The following is a 17,306-nucleotide window of genomic DNA, read 5'->3' on the forward strand; positions in this document are numbered from 1 at the left end:
CACAAAAACTGTGAATTATTTTTTAGGAGTGAAAAGCTTGGGAGCGGTGTTGTAGTATACAATGATGGCGATGATAATGAGCAGTATCTGCGAGATATTGATACTGAGGCTCACACCGAAAGTGAAGCTGAAAATGCCGAGGTCGATAGTCCCGGGATTGAAAGCGAAGGTCTTGGCGTAGGAAAGGAAGCTGAGCCCTGCCGCACCGTCGACGACTCCGCCGAGGAAGCCTCCGAGCACAATAGCGCTTACTGCGAGGAATGACATATAGATTACCTTGTTCATAATGATTCTCCTTTACTTTTGTATTACATTTTGTCTGTATGCTATATTCCCGAAGAGCCGAAGCCGCCGCTTCCTCTTTCTGTCTCGGTGAGGGAGTCGCTGACCTCTATCTCGGGAAAAATGACCTTAGTCGGAATGAGCTGAGCTATCCTCATGCCGTGCTCGACGGTAAAGTCTCTGCTTCCGTGGTTGATGAGCGGTATGAACCACTCACCACGGTAGTCGCTGTCGACCACCCCGACGCAGTTCGCGAGCGAAACGCCGTACTTAGTCGAGAGCCCCGACCGCGGGTATATGAGCATAGCCACATCCGAACAGTCGGACTCGGCAGTCAGCCCCGTGGGGATCATACGGATCTCATTCGGCGCGAGAGTGACGGGCTCGTCGAGACAGGCGCAGATGTCCATACCCGCGCTGCCCGCAGTAGCCCTCGACGGTATGACCGCCTTATCGCTAAGCTTTTTGAATGTCAGTTTCATTATTCGATACCTCTGTAGTAAAGTCCGCGTGTGATATTGCCTAGGGGCTTTCTGCCCAAAACAGCGGCAACGGTCTCCTTCGCGTCCTCATTGTGGAGCATAGCCAGCCCGAAGTCGGCTCCTGACAGCTCCGCGAGCCTGTCGCCCATGAACAGCACATCGGAGTTTAGCACCTCGACGTACTCCTTCGAGCACGCGACGGGCAGCTCGCGCCCCGTGCGGTCGATTAGGCGGCGCGTACACTTCTGACAGCCGACCTCGTTCTTTATCGGACAATTCCGCGTGAGCATGAGCGGCAGCCTCCCGTACACTACAGCACCGAGCGGGAGCACGGTACGCACCTTTGCGAATTGCTCGGCTGTCGCCTCAATAGAGAACACGCAGTCCTCAAGCCCGAGCGAGCGCAGACATTCCGCGCTGTACGAGTTGTACACATTGAGCGTGAAGCTGCCGTGCAGCCTCATTCCGAGCGATTTACCGAGCGCGATGCTGTCGGGCGTATGACAGAAGAGCCTGTCCGCGCCGAGTTCTTTCAGCTCCGTGAGACGGGCAAGCAGCCTGTCCTCGTCGGAAATAAAGCGCGGCGGGGAGATAATGAGCTTTTCCGCGCCGATACGCGCGATGAGCTCCCCGCTGACGAGGCTTTCGGGGACTATCACAAACTGCGAAAGCTCTGCGGCGGCAACAGCCTGTTCTGCCGTGCGGCAGTAAGTCCTGACGGGCAGCTCCCCCGCACGCGGCAAACGCTTCACCATCGGCAGCTCGGGGAGAGCGCCGTCCGCATGATAACGCGGCGTATTGCGCTCAATGACCGCCTCTGTCAGTCTGTCGGCGAGCTGTCTGCGCAGCTCGTTGAGCCTGCCTGCGGGCACGAAAAGACCGTCGTCGATGTCGGCGGTCAGGCGTCCGAGCCTGAACACAGTATCTCCGAGCTTCGTGAGCTGCTTCTCCACGGCAGAGATATCAGTCGGTCGGTTCTGAGCGGCGGCGGGCATCTCGCCCGTCACAGTCTCCGAAATATCGCCGCAAACTCCCGTCACAGAGACAGGCTCGCCGTTCTTTATCACGGCGTGCATATCGACGGTATGCACCTGCCTCGGCGAGCGGTAGAGCTCATGTATCTGCGGGATAAGCGCGCGTGCAGCAGTTACGTCGTCCTTCTCGCGGACTCCGAACATATCCTGTCTTTTGCTCGAAAAATAGCCGTCTGTGAAGCCGCTTCGCGAGAATATCCCTCGCAAAAGCTGCATATCGGGCGCCTCGCCGCCGAGAGCCTTTTTCAGCTCGTTGACGGACGAAGCCACATATTCGGGACGCTTCATCCTGCCCTCTATTTTCAGCGAATCCACGCCTGTCTCACATAGCTCGTCCACACGTCCGAGGAGAGACAGGTCTTTCAGCGAGAGGGCGGCGGTGTTCTTATTCCCGACAGCCGAGAAAGGCAGTCGGCAAGCCTGACCGCAGCAGCCGCGGTTCGCGGAGCGCGAGCCTATCATCGCTGACATATAGCACTGTCCCGAGACCGACATACACAGCGCACCGTGTACGAAGACCTCGACCTCGACGTCCTCGCGGCAGATGCGTCCGAGCACATCTTTGCTGAGCTCACGCGCGGGAACGACTCTCACATAGCCGAGACTGCGGAGCAGTCTTGCGGCGGCGGCGGTATGCACCGACATCTGCGTGGAGGCATGCAGCACCGCATCTGGCACGACTGCGCGTATTATCGCTGCCGCGCCGAGGTCCTGCACGATATAGCCGTCTACTCCGAACTCGGACGTGCGACGGATATAGTCGGCGAAGAGCGGAGCCTCGCTGTCTGAAATGACCGTATTTACTGCAAGATAGAGCTTCGCGCCGCAGCTGTGACAGAGCCGCAGGGCGTCCGCGAGCTCCTCGTCCGAGAAGTTAGCGGCACTGCTTCTTGCGGAGAAGCGCTTCCCCCCGACATAAACGGCGTCAGCCCCCGCTCTGAGGGCGGCTGTCAGCGTTTCGGGACTGCCCGCGGGAGCGAGTATCTCGGGCTTTTTTCTCATATGCTGTCTTTGAGCTGTTTGAGCTTGACCATATTTTCAAGCTGCACTATCTTCGCCTTGAGCGCCTCTATTTCCTTGACAGCGGCGTCGCGCTCGATACGGGTCTTGCCCGCTTCGTCGACGTACTCCTTGGTCTGAGTGCGGATATTCTCGAGCCTCTGATTCGACTTGTTGAGGTCGTCGAGCAGTGCAAGAGCGACCATGATAGAAGCCGTATACGGCGAAGAGCCGCTTCCCGCGTTGACTATCTCGTCTATCTTTGCCTCGAGCACTCTTGCGAGCGAGTACACGTAATTCGGTGATTCTGACGTTCTGAGCTTGTACTCCTTTCCGCAAATCATCACTTTCACTTCGTTAAGCATTTTTGTATCTTCCTTTCCGCGGCAGAAGCCGCACTGTTTATCTTAGTCAAGTTCGGGACAGGATACAGCGATGTCGTCCTGCATGAACGAGACGGTGTCCTCCCAGCTCCTGCCGTCCTTGATGTACTTGTATTCTATCGCATCGAACATCGCACAGCTGATATCCGCATCGTACCTTGTTATCTTGTCCGTGAGGTCTATTGCTTTAGCGTTTTTATCGAGAATGCTGAGCCTGTCACCGCCGTTGGTGAAGTGCTGCCATATCAAGTCATTGGCTTTGAACTCATCGGAAAGCTCCCATTCCCTTGTTTTCAGGTAGCCGACAAGGGAACGGCAGTTCGGGAGATATGCGGTCTGCGAGGCGAAGTCCATAAAGTTGAGCTCGTCGAAAACGGCGGAGTAGATGAGATCGTAAGCCTCGTCACCGTTGTCGGTCGCGGGGTTGACGGCGAGCATCGTGCCGCCCCACCAATAAGGCTGCGGACCTTCGCAGAGCGCCCATTTTCCGAGCGTATCGCCGCCCGTCATCTCCAAGCCGAAAGCTCCGTCAGCGAAGCCCCACGCAGGGATGAAGCAGCCCATACAGCCGCCGTTCCTGCCGTTTTCATACCAGTCGTCCGTCCACTGTGAGTTGTGCGAAACCCCGCCGCATTCCCAGAGCTTCTTCGCCATATCTGCGAAGTCCCTGACCTCGTCGCCGATGACGGGCTTATTCCCGACAACGAGCGGCATTGAGAAGCCGCCGCTGCTGTAAGCCTGCCACATACTGCCGAGGGAATCGGCGAGGGCTGTCTTCTTATCGGACTTCTTCGCGACTAACTCAGCGGTTTCCGTAAACTTGTCCCAATCGCTGATGAGCGCCTGCATCTCCTCGGGAGTCTCAGCTCCGAGGTACTCCTTAGCGAGCTCCGCATTGTAGGTGAAGCAGCCCGGAGAAGCGTCCCACGCGAGAGCCTTCAGCACGCCGCTGCTGTTCTTGCCCTGCTCAATGGTGTAGGGGTACATATCGCCGAGCACCTCCTCGGTGATGCCGAGCGCCGACATCGGTGCCGAGCGTGAATCGTCGTCGGTGAGCTTCCTCGCCCAGTCGGGCTCGCAGAGGTAAACGTCGATATCGTCACCGCTGCTGAACATCCTGTCGTAGCAGTCGAAAGCATCATAGCCGCCCGTGTTGAAGCAGACAAAGTTCACTTCTGCTCCCGACGGAGCCTTCAAGCTCTTGCCGCTTTTTACGTCATTGACGTCCGCGCCGAGCCAGTCAGCGATAAGTATCGGAGCCTCATCGCGATTCCACGCCACGACGGTGAAAGTGTCTCCGCCCGTGCCGAGCATGATAACAGGTTCCTCGGGCTGACACTCCCCTGTGGTCTCCTCCTCAGTTGGAGGTTCGGTCTCCTCCTCGGTCGGCATCTCGGCGGTCGTGACGGGCTCGGGTATTTCTATTTCCTCCTCCATGAGCGGTTCATGTCCGCAGGAGGCGAGTGCTGCTGCTATAAAACAGGCTGCGGTGACAGCTGCTGCTTTTCTTTTGGGTATCATAGCAAAGCTCCTTTAGGGGTCAATAGTATCTTTTCAGACCGATGACCTTTCCGAGTATCTCGCACTCATCGAGGATAATGGGTTCCATAGTATCGTTCTCGGGCTGAAGGCGGTAATACCCCTTCTCCTTGTAGAAGCGCTTGACAGTAGCCTCCTCGCCGTCAACGAAAGCGACGACGATATCACCGTTTTCGGCGTAGTCGGTCTGCTTCACGATGACGATATCGCCGTCGAGGATACCTGCGTTTATCATGCTCTCGCCGCGCACTCTGAGCGCAAAGAGTTCGTTCGGGTCACAGCCCGGAGCCTCGAATCCGAGGTAGCCCGTGATATCCTGAACAGCGGTGATAGGCTGCCCAGCAGTCACCGTACCCATTATCGGCACGGAAGCAGACGAGCAGTTCGGCAGACGGAGCGAGCGGTTGAGGCTGTCCGACTTTTCGATAAGTCCCTCGTCAACGAGCGCATTGATGTAGCGATGTGCCGTTGAAGTCGACTTAAATCCCGCAGCGTCCATTATTTCGCGCACTGACGGGGATATGCCCTCACTCAGGCGGCTCTTGATGAAATTAAAGACCTCGAGTTCCTTTTCCTTGGACATATTATACCTCCTCTGAAAGCTTTTTCAGTATCATTTTTGCTATCTTGTAGGCGTCTCCGCAGCCGAGCGTGATGACGAGGTCGCCCTCCTGAGCGTGCTCGCAAACGTAGTCGCATATCTGCTGGAAATTGGCGTATTTGCGTTCGTCGGTCCACTCCGCGCTCTCGTCCTGCGGGAACCATATGCAGTTCGGGATCTTTTCGGCGAGGTGGCGGGTGAAGATGCCGTAGGTATTTTTCTCACGGCTGCCCATGATATCGGTCAGCACTGCATGGTCTGGTATCTGTAGTACGCGTGCGAAGTCGTCGAGCAGGAGCTTGGTGCGGCTGAACGTAAACGGCTGGAACACCGCCCACACGTTGCGGAAGTTCATCTCCATAGCCGCATTGAGCGTAGCCTCGAGCTCTGTCGGGTGGTGAGCGTAGTCGTCGACGACGGTGATGCCCTTTTCGCAGCCGAGCTTCTCGAAGCGTCTTTTTGCCCCGCGGAAGTCCTCCAGACCCTTCTGAACAGCCTTGAAGTCGGCGCCGACGTATCTTGCGGCGGCAACAGCGGCAAGCGAGTTGAGCACATTGTGGATACCCGCGACGTGGAGCGTCACCGTGCCGAGCTTCTCGCCGCGGTACATTGCGTCATAGGTCGTGAGCAGACCGTTTTCATGCTTGACGTTCTCGGGGTAGTAATCGCAGGAGCTGTCTCTGCCGAAAGTGATAATCTCCTTGCCGTTGATACCCTCGATAGCCTTCATTGAATTAGCGTCCGAGCCGTTGACGATGATGCACTTCGAGGTATTCTCGCTGAATTTGCGGAAGGACTTTATGATGTTATCGAGTGTGCCGAAGTAGTCGAGGTGGTCGGCATCTATGTTGAGGATAACCGAAATATCGGGGAAGAACTTGAGGAAGTGGTCCTCGAACTCGCACGATTCGCACACGAGGATATCGCTCGAACCCGACTTGCCGCTCCCGCCGATGCATGGGAGCTTGCCGCCGATATAGGCAGAAATGTCGATATCAGCGGTGCAGAGTATCTGCGTTATCATTGAGGTCGTGGAGGTCTTGCCGTGCGTACCCGAAACGCATATCGCGTTGCTGTACCAACTCGTGACGATCCCGAGGAGGTCGGCGCGCTCCAGCACAGGAACACCGCTTGCCTTAGCGGCGATAAGCTCGGGGTTATCAGCCATTATCGCGGCAGTATGGACGATGAGGTCGGCACCCTCGATGTTCTCGGCGCGCTGACCGATGAAAACGGGAATGCCCATTTTGCGTACAGCGTCAAGCGTCTCGGTCTCGTTGTTGTCCGAGCCTGTGAGGTAGTAGCCCTGTCCGTGGAGTATCTGCGCGAGGGGGTACATTCCAGAGCCGCCGATACCGATGAAGTGTATATGTTTTTTTCCGTCAAGAATATTGAGGATAGAATTATCCAATTGAGATCACCTTTTCATTGATTTGTAAATTTAGCAATATTATACCTATTTTATTATTATACTATATTCAAGTAAATAATTCAAGTGCTAATTTGAATAAATGTTCTGTTTTTTGATAAATGTCACCGCTTTATTGCTATAAAGGTTTACAGTGATGAATATATATTTAATTATTTCAAATTTGTATTGCAATTTTTAGATTAATGTGTTATAATAATGCAAAAGCATATTATATGATGTGTGAACATAGACGATATGCAAAAAATTTGCTCATTTAAAGAGAATAGGAAATACCACACGGGAGGTATATGCATGAACATCACAGACGTGAAAATAAGAAAGATGCTGTCAGAGGGAAGGCTTCGCGCCGTAGTATCCGTCACAGTCGACGATATGCTCGCAGTTCACGACATCAAGGTCGTACAGGGCGACGAGAGATTATTTGTCGCAATGCCGAGCCGAAAGGACGAAAACGGCGTCTTCCGCGACATAATCCACCCCATATCGTCCTCGGCGCGCAAGATGTTCGAGGAGACGATACTTGAGGCGTATGACAGGCAGATTGCAATGAGCACCGCAGATGAGTCGGACGAGCATACAGAAACAGAAGAATAAAAAAAGAGCGCTCACAGGCGCTCTTTTTTTATGGTCAAACTAAGACAAGCCCACCAACGTGTCCGCCGCAGAACTTTTCAGAGACCGAGTATCCGCGCTGCTTTGAGCAGGACTATCTGCGTCTTGCCGTCGCGGATAGAGCCGTCCATGACGCGTTCCACAGCCTCGGCGAGAGGCATTTTCACGACGTCGAGGAACTCGTCGGGGTCGAGCGACTGCTTGTCGAATGAGAGCCCGCGTGCGAGGTACATATAGGTAATTTCGGAGTTATACGCAGGAGTGGGGAACATCTCGCCGATGAAGGTATACTCCTCGCAGGTGCAGCCCGTTTCCTCGAGGAGCTCGCGTCTGCCGCATTCAGCGTGGTCCTCGCCCTTTTCGAGCTTGCCTGCGGGAGCTTCGAGTGTCACTGTTCGGAACGGGTAGCGGAACTGTCTGACGAGGAAGACCTCATTATTTTCATTCACGGGGAGCACGCATACTCCGCCGTGGTGGAGCAGGCAGTCACGGATAGCGGTGTCGCCGTTCTCGAGCTCGACCGTATCGTGGGTTATGGTGAATATTTTCCCCTCAAAGACTGTTTCGCTGCTGAGTGTTTTTTCTTCCAGATGCATAAAAAGACCTCATTTCGTATTATTATCTTTGATGAAGCTCCTCGTATAGACCTCGGAGGCAGTCACCTTCTGCAATGATTCGTAATCGTAGAAGTGTCTGAGCGCAGGCTCGCGGCGTCTGCGGTCTACGAAGCGCATAATGAGCAGGTAAGCCGCCAGTATCAGCACAGACCCGAGCGTGATGAGAGCTCCCGTGCGGAGTCCCGGCGTCCTGTAGCGGAACACTATCCTGTTCGCGCCAGTTTCGCCCCTGACCGCCATAAACCCGAATGACACCTTCTCGACGTCCACAGGCTTGCCGTTGACCTCGGCAGTCCAGCCCTCGCTGAATGGCACGCTGAAGAACACAAGTCTCGGCTCGCCGAGGGTTATCTCGGACGTAAAGCCGTGCGAGTCAAAGGTGAACGAGTCGGAGCAGTGCTGCTGTTTCTCGCGGCATGAGCGCTCGTAGTCCGACTTGCTCATCTTCACTGCCTGTTCATTCGGCAGTCTGTCGATGATATCGGCGTATTTCTCTATCTGCTCGTCATTGAGCACGAGCGCCCTTATCAGGAGCTTTTCGAGCGCGGTATCGGACATATCCTCCGCAGTTGATTCGGCAACATAAGAGTCGTACGTGAATCCCATCGGCACAAAGAGCTTGTTCTCGTAGATCTCGAAAAAGTCGTTCGAGCCGACATACTCGAACCCCGTCAGATACTTGGTGATATCGACCTTTGCGGCTTCGAGCTCGAACTTCTTGTCCTTGCCCTCGGACGAAGAGGACGGACTCACGCCTGCCTGCATCTCTTCTAACGAATAGCCTTCCTTTATCTCCCTGTAGAAGTATTTGACTGAGAGCAGACCGCGCAGGGTATAGTGCGAAATATCGGGACGTGAAGCAACATCGCGCTGAATGCCGATATTGTCATAGAACTCCATTATCGAGGTACTTACCACGCTCTGGAAGCACCGCATGGACGGCAGTCCCCACAGCATGGGGTAATTGTCGCAGTTTTCGGAGATATCGGTGCGGAAGAAGTTTTCGTCCGAGACTCTCTCATAAACGCTGTCCCTGCCGTTTATGGCGGAATCAATATATTCCCGCGCATCCTTTGGAGTTACGGCGCCGTACACCACTACCGACAGGATACAGATCGCGCTTGCGAGAGCGGTGCCTGCTACGGAAAGCCACCAGTGATCAAGACCTTTTCTGCGCCGCCTGAGCAGAAATGCCGCACATACAAGGAATATCACGGCAACCGCGAGCTGGATGCAGAAATAGATGATATCGTTCGGGAAGGTAAAGAAGCTGAGCTTGCCGTCCGTCTTCTCGGGTATCAGAGATATCGCAGCGAATATGGCGAGTGCCGCCGCCGAGAGCTTTACAGCGGGAGCAAAATCCGCCTTTTCGTCGTCGAGTGCGACCGCCGTCATCACAGCGAGTATCAGTATCGGCATAAAGAACCAGCGTGCGTAGTAAGAGGCGTTGAAGGTATAGAACATACTGTTGAGTATCGGCACGAAAGCGCAGACCATACAGAACAGCGACACTCTCACAGCCCAGTGTCTGCGGTGAGTGCGGATGAAGGTGATGACGCCGAGCATCCCGAAGAGCGGGAAATATCCGCCCACCGACGACCATTTAGCCTGTTCGCTCTTGAACAGGTTCGGTCTTGCAGGGGCATCGGACGGCATAAAGAAAGTCTGTATCACGCGGATAATGCGTGACGGCTCGGGGTAGAACAGCCAGTCGCTGCCCCAGACGTGCTCGCTGACGCGGTAGTTCCCGAGTATCGCCAGTGCCGACGGCAGCAGCACCGCACAGGCAATGCAGGAGCCGATGACAGCCTCGAAAAACAGACCGAAGAAGCGTCCCCACGATGCGCGGAAGTCCCTGCACGGCAGCCTCATGAAGAAGTACATGATGAGGAAGACGGCTTCACCCGCGAAGAAGTAGTAGTTGAGCGCCGCCATCACCGCCACAATTACCGCGAACCAGCCGCGTCTGCGGTTGTTGATGTTCTCCTCGAGAGCGATGAGCATGAGCGGGAAGAGCGCAGTTACGTCCTGAAAGTGGTTGAAGAAGAGGTTGAAAACCTGAAAGCCCGAGGACGCATAGAGCATAGCCCCGACGAGTGATGCCTCCTTGCTGCGGACAAAACGGCGGATATAGGCATATGCGGTCAGCGATGCGAGACCGTGCTTGAGCGCGAGCAGAAATGGTATCGAGTAGGGTACGGCAGCCCGCGGGAGTATCGTCGTCAGCCAGAAGAAAGGGCTTGCGGCGAGGTAGAAGGAGTAAGATGTGAGCCAGTCCGAACCGAGGTCGGTGAACCAGTTCCAGCCGAGCTGTCCCGCACGGACGGCGTCGTTAGAAAGGCTGTAGAAGGGTATCTGCTGAGCGTTGAAGTCGCCGTAGTAGATGAAGTATCCGCGCTCGCAGAGCATAACAGGAAGCAGCGCGAGCAGGAGCGTCAGAGCTCCGAGCAGGAACGCGGTCAGATAGCGTTCCTTGGTATATCGTGTATATCTGAGGTCATTTGCTTTCATTTCTATCCTCCGAGTGGTGACAATACACATATTATACCACAAAGGTCTGGTTTAATCAAGGGCAGGGGTTCAGCTACGCGGCTTGACAATGAGAGGGATTTGCGGTAAAATAGATATAATATTGCTGCAAGGAAAGATAATTATGAAAAGAGCTGTTACAATACAGGATATATCGTGCTTCGGGAAGTGTTCCCTGACCGTAGCACTGCCAATAATATCGGCAATGGGCATAGAGACCGCCGTGATACCGACAGCCGTGCTCTCGACTCACACAGGCGGCTTCAGCGGCTACACCTTCCGCGACCTCACGGGAGACATCCCGCAGATAGCCTCCCACTGGGAAAAGCTCGGACTCGGCTTTGACGCGGTATACACGGGATATCTCGGCTCGCCCGCACAGGTGCAGATAGTCTCCGACTTCATTGATACTTTCGGGCGCGAGGACAACTTCATCGTGGTCGACCCCGTAATGGGCGATGCAGGGAAGCTGTACGCGGGATTCACGGACGAGCTCGTCAGCGGGATGCGAAAGCTCTGCACCAAGGCTGACTACGTGATACCGAATATGACCGAGGCAGCCTTTCTGCTCGATATACCGTACGAAGAGAGCCCCGACGAGGAGCATTCGCGCAGACTGCTACGTTCTCTTGCCGAGCTCGGCTGCAAGCGTCCCGTCCTGACGGGAGTGCGCCGCGGTGACGAGCACGGAGCCGTCGCCTACGACTCCGAGAGCGGCAGATATCACAGCGCATACTGCCGCCATATAGACAGGCGCTTCCACGGCACGGGCGACATCTTCGCAAGCGTGTTCACAGGAGCCGTCACCCTCGGAAAAGACCTCGGCGAGGCGCTCGAGCTCGCAGTCAGGTTCACATCTGACTGCATAACGGCAACTCTACCGCACGCCGACGAGGTATGGTACGGGAGCTGTTTCGAGCTCTGCCTCGGAGACCTGATAGACTATCTCCGCAAGTGAGGGGACAAATTTCGCCGTTTTATCACTTTTGCCTATTGACATTTCCCGACGTTTGAGATAAAATAAAATGTACGCAGTCAAACCTCAGAGTATTTTTGGAGTGTGTTAGTTAAATGAGCAAATTTACAGGATTTTACGACAGTCTGAAAAAATCGACGAAGATAACCGTGCTTTCGTGCGGAAGCTTCGTAGTGATGACAATGATCATCCTTGCATTTTTCATATTGTTCCCGATAACCCCGTCCGAGAAGATAATGACCAACATCGGCAGAGGCGAGAATATGTTCCAGGAGAACGGCGAGCCCGTACAGAGCGGCGTTCCCACGGTAGAGACCACTGTTTCCACCGCTCCCGTTACAACGACAAAAGTGACGACCACGAAGCCGCACACGACCCGCGCACGTACTACCTTCACGATCAATATCACCACAGGTTCGGGCTTCTCGATGAACGGACGCATCCCGACAGGCGGTATGCCCGGATATACCGAGACCTACACTACGCCCGTAGACCCGAGCGAGCCGATAGACCCGAGCAATCCTCTTGACCCGAATCAGGGACAGGGCGTGACGAATCCCGTTGACCCGAATCAGGGACAGGGCGTGACGAATCCCGTTGACCCGAATCAGGGACAGGGCGTGACGAATCCCGACCCGAATCAGGGCGGTGCGACCCCCAATCCGAATCAGGGCGGTGTAACTCCCGACCCGAATCAGGGTGGTGTAACTCCCGACCCGAATCAGGGCGCAACACCCACCCCTTCGGTAACACCCGACGCAGGCACATGGTAAAAAACGAGCCGACTGAACCTCAGTATTCAGTCGGCTTAAATTTTAGGAGGACGGTATGTCAGAGCTTAATGGGCGTGAAAAAGCCGCGCTGCGGTACTATATCGGCGATGTTTCGGGGAACGCTGAGTTCTGGAGCGACCCCAAGGCATACACGGCGCTGAACTCGCTCTTCTTTGCGGGAACAGCGACCGAACGCTCCCGCGCCGCCGAGGGCAAGCGTCTGAATCCCGCGATACTTGCGGATACGGAGCGGCTGACGGAGCTTTTCGCGGAGCTGTTTTCGGCTTTCGGGAAGTGCTCGTCGGAGACGGAGCTCCGCACATACCGCGTGGAGCGGTGGTCTGACTACGCCCTCTGCAAATCGGCAGGCGCAACGCTTTCCTTCACATCGACCTCAACAGCGGGCTTCCTGAGCGAGTACCGCGACAGACGCGGCATCGCGCTGATGAGGTTGACACTGCCGCAGGGGACGCCGTGTATCGACGTAGCGTCAGCCCTTGATTTCTACGCAAAGCCCGAGGAAGCGGAGGTGCTTCTGCCGCCGTTTCTCGCCCTTGAGATTACGGAGCAGCCCGTTTCGGACAGCGACCGCAGAATACTTGATTCAGCGGGGTTGCCTCCGCACTGCTCATGCGAAGTCACGACAGGGCAGCTCCTGCCCTGTACCGCTAAAGCCGCGGAGCTCCCGCACGGCGGCGCAGAGGCAGGACAGCGCGTATTCGCGGCTTTGAACGAGGGCGATCCACCCTCTCCCGAGGACGAGGAGCAGTACACGCAGTGGAAAGCGGCGTATCTGACAAAGCTCCACGAAATGTTCACGAAGTAGAAAAGACTTCCGCATACACATATTGGGAAAGCAAATACCGCGCCTAAGGGCTGTACTCATACAGAAGCAATACGGAGTATATATTGAGGGAAACCCTTTTGAAAAAGGGTTTCCCCCGATATATGTCCCGTAATACTTCCGTATAGGTACAGTCCTTATGTTGCTTCTCCATTTCATATTACAGCCATTTTTTGATGTCGGTCTCTCCGCCGCCTGCTGAGAGATACGAGTAGAAGCCGAGGACGTACGATGCGTCCTTGCTGTCTATCTTGCCGTTTGAGTCGATGTCTGCGCACTCTCTCTGGTCGGAGCTGAGCTTTGATGAGCCTCCCGATGAAGCTGCGGCGTATTCAACAAGTATCTTTGATGCGTCACGGCTGTCTACCTTGCCGTCGGAGTCAAGGTCGCCGTAGCTCATGGTCTTTTCCTTCTCCTTCGGTATGTATGCCTCGGAAAATTCATTGTATTTCAGGAATATCTGCGACCAGTAAAGCGTATTCCCTTTCTGTGCGACGCCTACGCCGATGTACATGAAGTCAGGGTCGAGGATATTTTTCCTGTGTCCCTCGGAGTTCATCCATGCGTTCATTACGCGCTCGGGCGAGCTCTGCCCTGCTGCGATGTTCTCGCCGATGTAGTAGTAGTCGAGCCCGAACTGCTCTATTACGCTGAAGCAGGACGTGCCGTCGGGACGCTGGTGGTCGAATACCTGCGTTATCTCCTCCGCACGGACCTGTGCCGCGCTTTGCAGCTTGGGCAATACCCTCAGCGGTTTGAGCCCCTTCGCGCTGCGCTCCTTGTTCACAATGACTGCAACTTCGTTAGCGTAGTCGGAGAGCTCGGATGCAGAAATGGTCATGCTATGCTCAGTGAGGGTCGGCGCGCTGACGCCCGCGGCTTGTGCGCTGACACCCGTTATGCCCGCAGCCGCAATGACGGCTGCTGCCATTATGCTCAACATCTTTTTCATTGCGGCGACCTCCTCTGCTCTATATAAGCTTATGATACCACAATTGATGATAAGTTGTCAACGAGAAGCAAAAAAATTGTAGAAATACACAATTAATCCTTCCCCGCATTTACGTTTGTCACAAAGAAAATGGCTTTATTTAGCAAAATAAAAGGGACTGTACATCGTACAGTCCCTTGTAAGCGTAAGTAATTCGATTACTTGAGCTCGATCGTAGCGCCAGCCTCTTCAAACTTAGCCTTGAGCTCGTTTGCCTCTGCCTCGGATACGCCTTCCTTGATAGCCTTAGGAGCAGACTCAACTACTTCCTTAGCCTCCTTAAGACCAAGACCGAGAACTTCCTTAGCAACCTTGATAACTGCCATCTTAGCATCACCGAAGGATGTGAGAACTACGTCGAACTCTGTCTTAGCAGCCTCTGCACCGCCAGCTGCACCGCCAGCAGCAGGAGCAGCAGCAACCATTGCTGTTACGCCGAATTCTTCCTGGATAGCGTCTACGAGCTCAGCAAGCTCGAGAACAGAAAGAGTCTTGATATCTTCAACAAATTTTGTGATCTTCTCTGAAGCCATGATAATAATCTCCTTTTAATTAATTTTACCGATATACGGCCATTCTTCTAAGCTGCGTAATGTTGATTACAGAAATCAGGCAGCTTCCTCTGACTTCTTGTCTGCAACTGCCTTGAGAGTAGCTGCGAGCTTCTGCATCGGGCCCTGAAGAGAACCAACGAGCTGTGCGAGCAGAACGTCCTTTGAGGGGATCTTGGAAAGAGCGATAACTCCTGCCTGATCGTATACCTCTCCTTCAACAAAGCCTGCCTTGAGGTTGAACTTCTCGTCGCCTGCCTTCTCAGCAAACTTGCCGAGGATTCGTGCGGGAGCAGTCTGATCCTCGTTCGAGAGAGCGATTGCGGTTGTACCGTTGAGCGACTCATCGAGGCCTTCGATTCCGACATTCTTGAATGCACGGAGAAGCATTGTGTTCTTCTCTACGAAGTAGTTGACACCAGCCTCACGGAGCTCCTTTCTGAGCTTGGTATCCTCCTCAACGGTGATACCCTTGTAGTCAACGAGAACGCCTGATACTGCATTCTTGAGGACTTCTGTGAGCTGATCGACCTTTGCCTTCTTTGCTTCGAGAACTGCATTGCTTGGCATTGTGTATTCACCTCCGAATAATTTATGTATCGTATTCAGAGTGCAATAAAAATGTCCTTTGCCGACAGCTCGGGAAAGGACAATGATAGCTTTTTGATATCACTTGCAATTCCTCGGCGGGACTTACGGTAAAACCTGCCAGCTGTCTTTAGAATACGATATGCACCGCTTTTTCAAGCAGCTTTATAATTATACATCATAAATTTGGATTTGTCAAGGGGTATTTGCGATTTTTTCAAAAAATCAGATTTTTCATAAAGCCAAAAGGCTGCCTGTTGGCAGCCTTCCGACATTGAGGTGGTGGTTATTTATGAGAATCGATGGTGTCTTTTTCATTCGCTTCCTGCGGGAACTCGGCTTTGGACGGCTCTTCGGCGGCGGGTGCTGCTGCCTTCGGAGCTGCGGGAGGCTCGGGGGCCTCGGGCGGTGCAGGGAGCGCTGCGGGTCTGTGACCTGCTCTGCCCTCATTGCCGTGCGGAGGCTCGGGATGCTCGGGATGCTCGTGGGTGGGCGGCTCGGGTGCAGTCGCCTTTTCATCCGTAACTGCGGGCGGGACAGGCTCCTCGGGAGGTGTCGGCGGCTCGGCTGCGGGCGCTGTGGGCTTTTCATCAGGCTTGGGCGCCTCATGAGGCGGCGTCGGAGCTGTCGGCTTGGAAGCCTCCTCTTGTACAGGAGCCTTTTTCTCTGTCACTGCGGGCGGAGTCGGCATATCATGTTTTGGCGCAGGTGTTTCAAGTTTCCTGATATTGACATTGATATCGAGCTCCGATACCCTGCCCTCGAGCTCTGTCTTGTATTCCTCAAAGCCCTTATTATCGTCGGGGACATATACATCAACGGTATCTCCGCCCGATATATAGCCGTCCTCTACCTGTATAGCAAGGATGTCGTTGGCGGTATCCATTCTGTCGGTCGTCCTGCCGTGAGATTCGATGTACTTTTCGATTATCTCGTTGCCTTGCTCGGAGTCGCTTTTCAGCCTTACTACGCTGCCCTTCTCATCGAGCTCCATCTCTATCTCCGCTGCTGCGGATACGAATACTACCGAGCGGGGAGCGGGCTTTTCCTTGCCGAAGAAGCTGAATCCCGCGACTGTTACTAAAGTCAGGCACGCCGCGGCTGCTGCCGTCTTCACGGCACGCATGATGATGCGCCTGCCGCCCGTTTTCTGCTTGTTTTCGGTCTCAAACAGTATCGGCTCGGTCACGGTCTGACCGACCTCGTAATGCAGATTAGCCGCATTCACGAAGCGGGACTCCTCGTCCATAAGGACCGCATAGCCCTCATGACATTCCATTACAAGATATTTCATGCCTCTCCCCCTCCTTTCAGTACCTGCATTATGTGTCCGCGCAGTATCTCGTAGCCGTTGGTGCATATCAGCAGCACTGCCACAAGATAGCGCCTGTGACGTTCGAGCGTCTTGCGCTCGACATTCGCTCCCTCCGCAAGCTTTGCTATGGGAACACGCTTGGTGCGGAGAAAATCCTCGAGTATCTCGGAATTATGGCGGGCGTAATATACCGCCTTCTGACAGCATTCCAGCGTTCTCTGCTGCTTCGGGGAGTTGTCGGCGATGTCCTGCATGGAGACTCCGAATTCCGTCATCTGAGCCGATAGCTCGGCTATCTCCTGCTTTGTCGCCTCGCGTATCTCTCCCTCTGCAAAGCTGTCGTGCTCGTCTTTTATTGTATCTATCAAATCGGGACGGTCCTCGGACTCCTCGTCCAGCGAGACCGTTATCCTGTGCCTTTTTTCTTTGCGGTAGTGGTCTATCAGTCGGTTTTTTATCTTCATTGCGGCAAATTTCAGAAATGAACCGCGAACTCTCGAATATGTACGGATAGCCTCGTAAAATGCAAACATGGCGATACTCAGCTCGTCGTCGCTCTGCTCGGGCGGACGGTTCAGAAACTTTGCTGTCTCCGACCTGATGAATGGCATATACGCCGCGATAAGCTCGTCAGCAGCAGCGTTATCTTTTTTTGCCTGATAGACTTGGGTTATGATTTGATGTGTATCCGGATCCATTCAGATCACCCCCGTATCTTATTATAGTTTACGCAGAGTATTTTCCCAAAGCGGGGTAGT

General features: G+C 54.3%; 18 protein-coding genes. 4 read left to right on the forward strand and 14 right to left on the reverse strand.

All coding sequences use genetic code 11. The features are described from left to right. Window positions 1-15 precede the first annotated feature (15 nt). From BMX22_RS04850 to murC, 7 genes are read right to left on the reverse strand one after another with little or no spacing between them, the layout of a single operon-like run. Window positions 16-285 (reverse strand): DUF4321 domain-containing protein, encoded by a 270-nt coding sequence (locus BMX22_RS04850; RefSeq protein WP_074741171.1) that lies wholly within the window; start codon window positions 283-285, stop codon window positions 16-18. Between the two features lie 41 nt (window positions 286-326). Further along, window positions 327-764, reverse strand: a complete 438-nt coding sequence (gene dut, locus BMX22_RS04855; RefSeq protein WP_074741173.1) for a dUTP diphosphatase — start codon at window positions 762-764, stop codon at window positions 327-329. After that, window positions 764-2,800: a U32 family peptidase gene (locus tag BMX22_RS04860; protein ID WP_074741174.1), complete on the reverse strand. Its 2,037-nt coding sequence runs from the start codon at window positions 2,798-2,800 to the stop codon at window positions 764-766. Before BMX22_RS04860 ends, dut begins: the two co-directional genes overlap by 1 nt. Continuing rightward, entirely contained in the window at window positions 2,797-3,162 is a 366-nt protein-coding gene (locus tag BMX22_RS04865; protein WP_031559713.1) for a cell division protein ZapA, read from the reverse strand. Before BMX22_RS04865 ends, BMX22_RS04860 begins: the two co-directional genes overlap by 4 nt. 42 nt (window positions 3,163-3,204) lie before the next feature. Then, window positions 3,205-4,701, reverse strand: a complete 1,497-nt coding sequence (locus BMX22_RS04870; RefSeq protein ID WP_081349087.1) for an ABC transporter substrate-binding protein — start codon at window positions 4,699-4,701, stop codon at window positions 3,205-3,207. A gap of 19 nt (window positions 4,702-4,720) precedes the next feature. Further along, window positions 4,721-5,302, reverse strand: coding sequence for a transcriptional repressor LexA (gene lexA, locus BMX22_RS04875; RefSeq protein ID WP_074741176.1), 582 nt, complete (start codon window positions 5,300-5,302; stop codon window positions 4,721-4,723). A gap of 1 nt (window position 5,303) precedes the next feature. Continuing rightward, on the reverse strand, window positions 5,304-6,731 hold the full coding sequence (gene murC / locus BMX22_RS04880) for a UDP-N-acetylmuramate--L-alanine ligase (RefSeq protein ID WP_318259680.1): 1,428 nt from the start codon (window positions 6,729-6,731) through the stop codon (window positions 5,304-5,306). Window positions 6,732-7,043: 312 nt separating this feature from the next. Here murC and spoVG point away from each other — a divergent pair, with 312 nt between their 5' ends. Further along, window positions 7,044-7,346 (forward strand): septation regulator SpoVG, encoded by a 303-nt coding sequence (gene spoVG / locus BMX22_RS04885; protein ID WP_074741178.1) that lies wholly within the window; start codon window positions 7,044-7,046, stop codon window positions 7,344-7,346. A gap of 77 nt (window positions 7,347-7,423) precedes the next feature. Here spoVG and BMX22_RS04890 read toward each other — a convergent pair whose 3' ends face one another. Together BMX22_RS04890 and BMX22_RS04895 are read right to left on the reverse strand one after the other, a co-directional pair. Beyond that, window positions 7,424-7,960 (reverse strand): NUDIX domain-containing protein, encoded by a 537-nt coding sequence (locus tag BMX22_RS04890; RefSeq protein ID WP_074741180.1) that lies wholly within the window; start codon window positions 7,958-7,960, stop codon window positions 7,424-7,426. Between the two features lie 9 nt (window positions 7,961-7,969). Further along, window positions 7,970-10,492, reverse strand: a complete 2,523-nt coding sequence (locus tag BMX22_RS04895; RefSeq protein ID WP_074741182.1) for a YfhO family protein — start codon at window positions 10,490-10,492, stop codon at window positions 7,970-7,972. Window positions 10,493-10,634: 142 nt separating this feature from the next. Between BMX22_RS04895 and BMX22_RS04900 the strand changes: the two genes are divergently transcribed. The 3 genes from BMX22_RS04900 (at window position 10,635) to BMX22_RS04910 (ending at window position 13,085) form a co-directional block, all read left to right on the forward strand. Beyond that, window positions 10,635-11,468 carry a pyridoxamine kinase gene (locus tag BMX22_RS04900; protein ID WP_074741184.1) on the forward strand — a complete coding sequence of 278 codons (834 nt, stop codon included), beginning with the start codon at window positions 10,635-10,637 and terminating at the stop codon, window positions 11,466-11,468. Between the two features lie 113 nt (window positions 11,469-11,581). Further along, the gene (locus tag BMX22_RS04905; protein WP_074741186.1) at window positions 11,582-12,259 is read left to right on the forward strand and encodes a hypothetical protein; all 678 of its coding nucleotides are present in this window, start codon (window positions 11,582-11,584) and stop codon (window positions 12,257-12,259) included. A 55-nt stretch (window positions 12,260-12,314) separates the two neighbouring features. Further along, window positions 12,315-13,085 (forward strand): hypothetical protein, encoded by a 771-nt coding sequence (locus tag BMX22_RS04910; protein ID WP_074741188.1) that lies wholly within the window; start codon window positions 12,315-12,317, stop codon window positions 13,083-13,085. Between the two features lie 178 nt (window positions 13,086-13,263). Here BMX22_RS04910 and BMX22_RS04915 read toward each other — a convergent pair whose 3' ends face one another. The 5 genes from BMX22_RS04915 to BMX22_RS04935 all read right to left on the reverse strand — a co-directional run bounded on the left by BMX22_RS04915 (window position 13,264) and on the right by BMX22_RS04935 (window position 17,246). Beyond that, complete coding sequence (locus BMX22_RS04915; protein ID WP_074741190.1) at window positions 13,264-14,055, reverse strand: CAP domain-containing protein; 792 nt, start codon at window positions 14,053-14,055, stop codon at window positions 13,264-13,266. 197 nt (window positions 14,056-14,252) lie between these two features. Then, on the reverse strand, window positions 14,253-14,627 hold the full coding sequence (rplL, locus tag BMX22_RS04920; protein WP_074741192.1) for a 50S ribosomal protein L7/L12: 375 nt from the start codon (window positions 14,625-14,627) through the stop codon (window positions 14,253-14,255). A 75-nt stretch (window positions 14,628-14,702) separates the two neighbouring features. Beyond that, the gene (gene rplJ / locus BMX22_RS04925; protein ID WP_074741194.1) at window positions 14,703-15,215 is read right to left on the reverse strand and encodes a 50S ribosomal protein L10; all 513 of its coding nucleotides are present in this window, start codon (window positions 15,213-15,215) and stop codon (window positions 14,703-14,705) included. A gap of 304 nt (window positions 15,216-15,519) precedes the next feature. Beyond that, on the reverse strand, window positions 15,520-16,527 hold the full coding sequence (locus BMX22_RS04930; RefSeq protein ID WP_074741196.1) for a hypothetical protein: 1,008 nt from the start codon (window positions 16,525-16,527) through the stop codon (window positions 15,520-15,522). Further along, window positions 16,524-17,246, reverse strand: a complete 723-nt coding sequence (locus tag BMX22_RS04935; protein ID WP_074741198.1) for a sigma-70 family RNA polymerase sigma factor — start codon at window positions 17,244-17,246, stop codon at window positions 16,524-16,526. The genes BMX22_RS04930 and BMX22_RS04935 overlap by 4 nt, the downstream gene beginning before the upstream one ends. Window positions 17,247-17,306: the final 60 nt, after the last annotated feature.

Source organism: Ruminococcus sp. YRD2003, from assembly GCA_900109435.1.
Classification (GTDB): domain Bacteria; phylum Bacillota; class Clostridia; order Oscillospirales; family Ruminococcaceae; genus Ruminococcus; species Ruminococcus flavefaciens_G.

Excerpts from the sequence above, each read along its gene's own strand:
- BMX22_RS04850 (WP_074741171.1), bottom strand. The coding sequence starts at position 285 with ATGAACAAGGTAATCTATATGTCATTCCTCGCAGTAAGCGCTATTGTG.
- dut (WP_074741173.1), bottom strand. The coding sequence starts at position 764 with ATGAAACTGACATTCAAAAAGCTTAGCGATAAGGCGGTCATACCGTCG.
- BMX22_RS04860 (WP_074741174.1), bottom strand. The coding sequence starts at position 2,800 with ATGAGAAAAAAGCCCGAGATACTCGCTCCCGCGGGCAGTCCCGAAACG.
- BMX22_RS04865 (WP_031559713.1), bottom strand. The coding sequence starts at position 3,162 with ATGCTTAACGAAGTGAAAGTGATGATTTGCGGAAAGGAGTACAAGCTC.
- BMX22_RS04870 (WP_081349087.1), bottom strand. The coding sequence starts at position 4,701 with ATGATACCCAAAAGAAAAGCAGCAGCTGTCACCGCAGCCTGTTTTATA.
- lexA (WP_074741176.1), bottom strand. The coding sequence starts at position 5,302 with ATGTCCAAGGAAAAGGAACTCGAGGTCTTTAATTTCATCAAGAGCCGC.
- spoVG (WP_074741178.1), top strand. The coding sequence starts at position 7,044 with ATGAACATCACAGACGTGAAAATAAGAAAGATGCTGTCAGAGGGAAGG.
- BMX22_RS04890 (WP_074741180.1), bottom strand. The coding sequence starts at position 7,960 with ATGCATCTGGAAGAAAAAACACTCAGCAGCGAAACAGTCTTTGAGGGG.
- BMX22_RS04895 (WP_074741182.1), bottom strand. The coding sequence starts at position 10,492 with ATGAAAGCAAATGACCTCAGATATACACGATATACCAAGGAACGCTAT.
- BMX22_RS04900 (WP_074741184.1), top strand. The coding sequence starts at position 10,635 with ATGAAAAGAGCTGTTACAATACAGGATATATCGTGCTTCGGGAAGTGT.
- BMX22_RS04905 (WP_074741186.1), top strand. The coding sequence starts at position 11,582 with ATGAGCAAATTTACAGGATTTTACGACAGTCTGAAAAAATCGACGAAG.
- BMX22_RS04910 (WP_074741188.1), top strand. The coding sequence starts at position 12,315 with ATGTCAGAGCTTAATGGGCGTGAAAAAGCCGCGCTGCGGTACTATATC.
- BMX22_RS04915 (WP_074741190.1), bottom strand. The coding sequence starts at position 14,055 with ATGAAAAAGATGTTGAGCATAATGGCAGCAGCCGTCATTGCGGCTGCG.
- rplL (WP_074741192.1), bottom strand. The coding sequence starts at position 14,627 with ATGGCTTCAGAGAAGATCACAAAATTTGTTGAAGATATCAAGACTCTT.
- rplJ (WP_074741194.1), bottom strand. The coding sequence starts at position 15,215 with ATGCCAAGCAATGCAGTTCTCGAAGCAAAGAAGGCAAAGGTCGATCAG.
- BMX22_RS04930 (WP_074741196.1), bottom strand. The coding sequence starts at position 16,527 with ATGAAATATCTTGTAATGGAATGTCATGAGGGCTATGCGGTCCTTATG.
- BMX22_RS04935 (WP_074741198.1), bottom strand. The coding sequence starts at position 17,246 with ATGGATCCGGATACACATCAAATCATAACCCAAGTCTATCAGGCAAAA.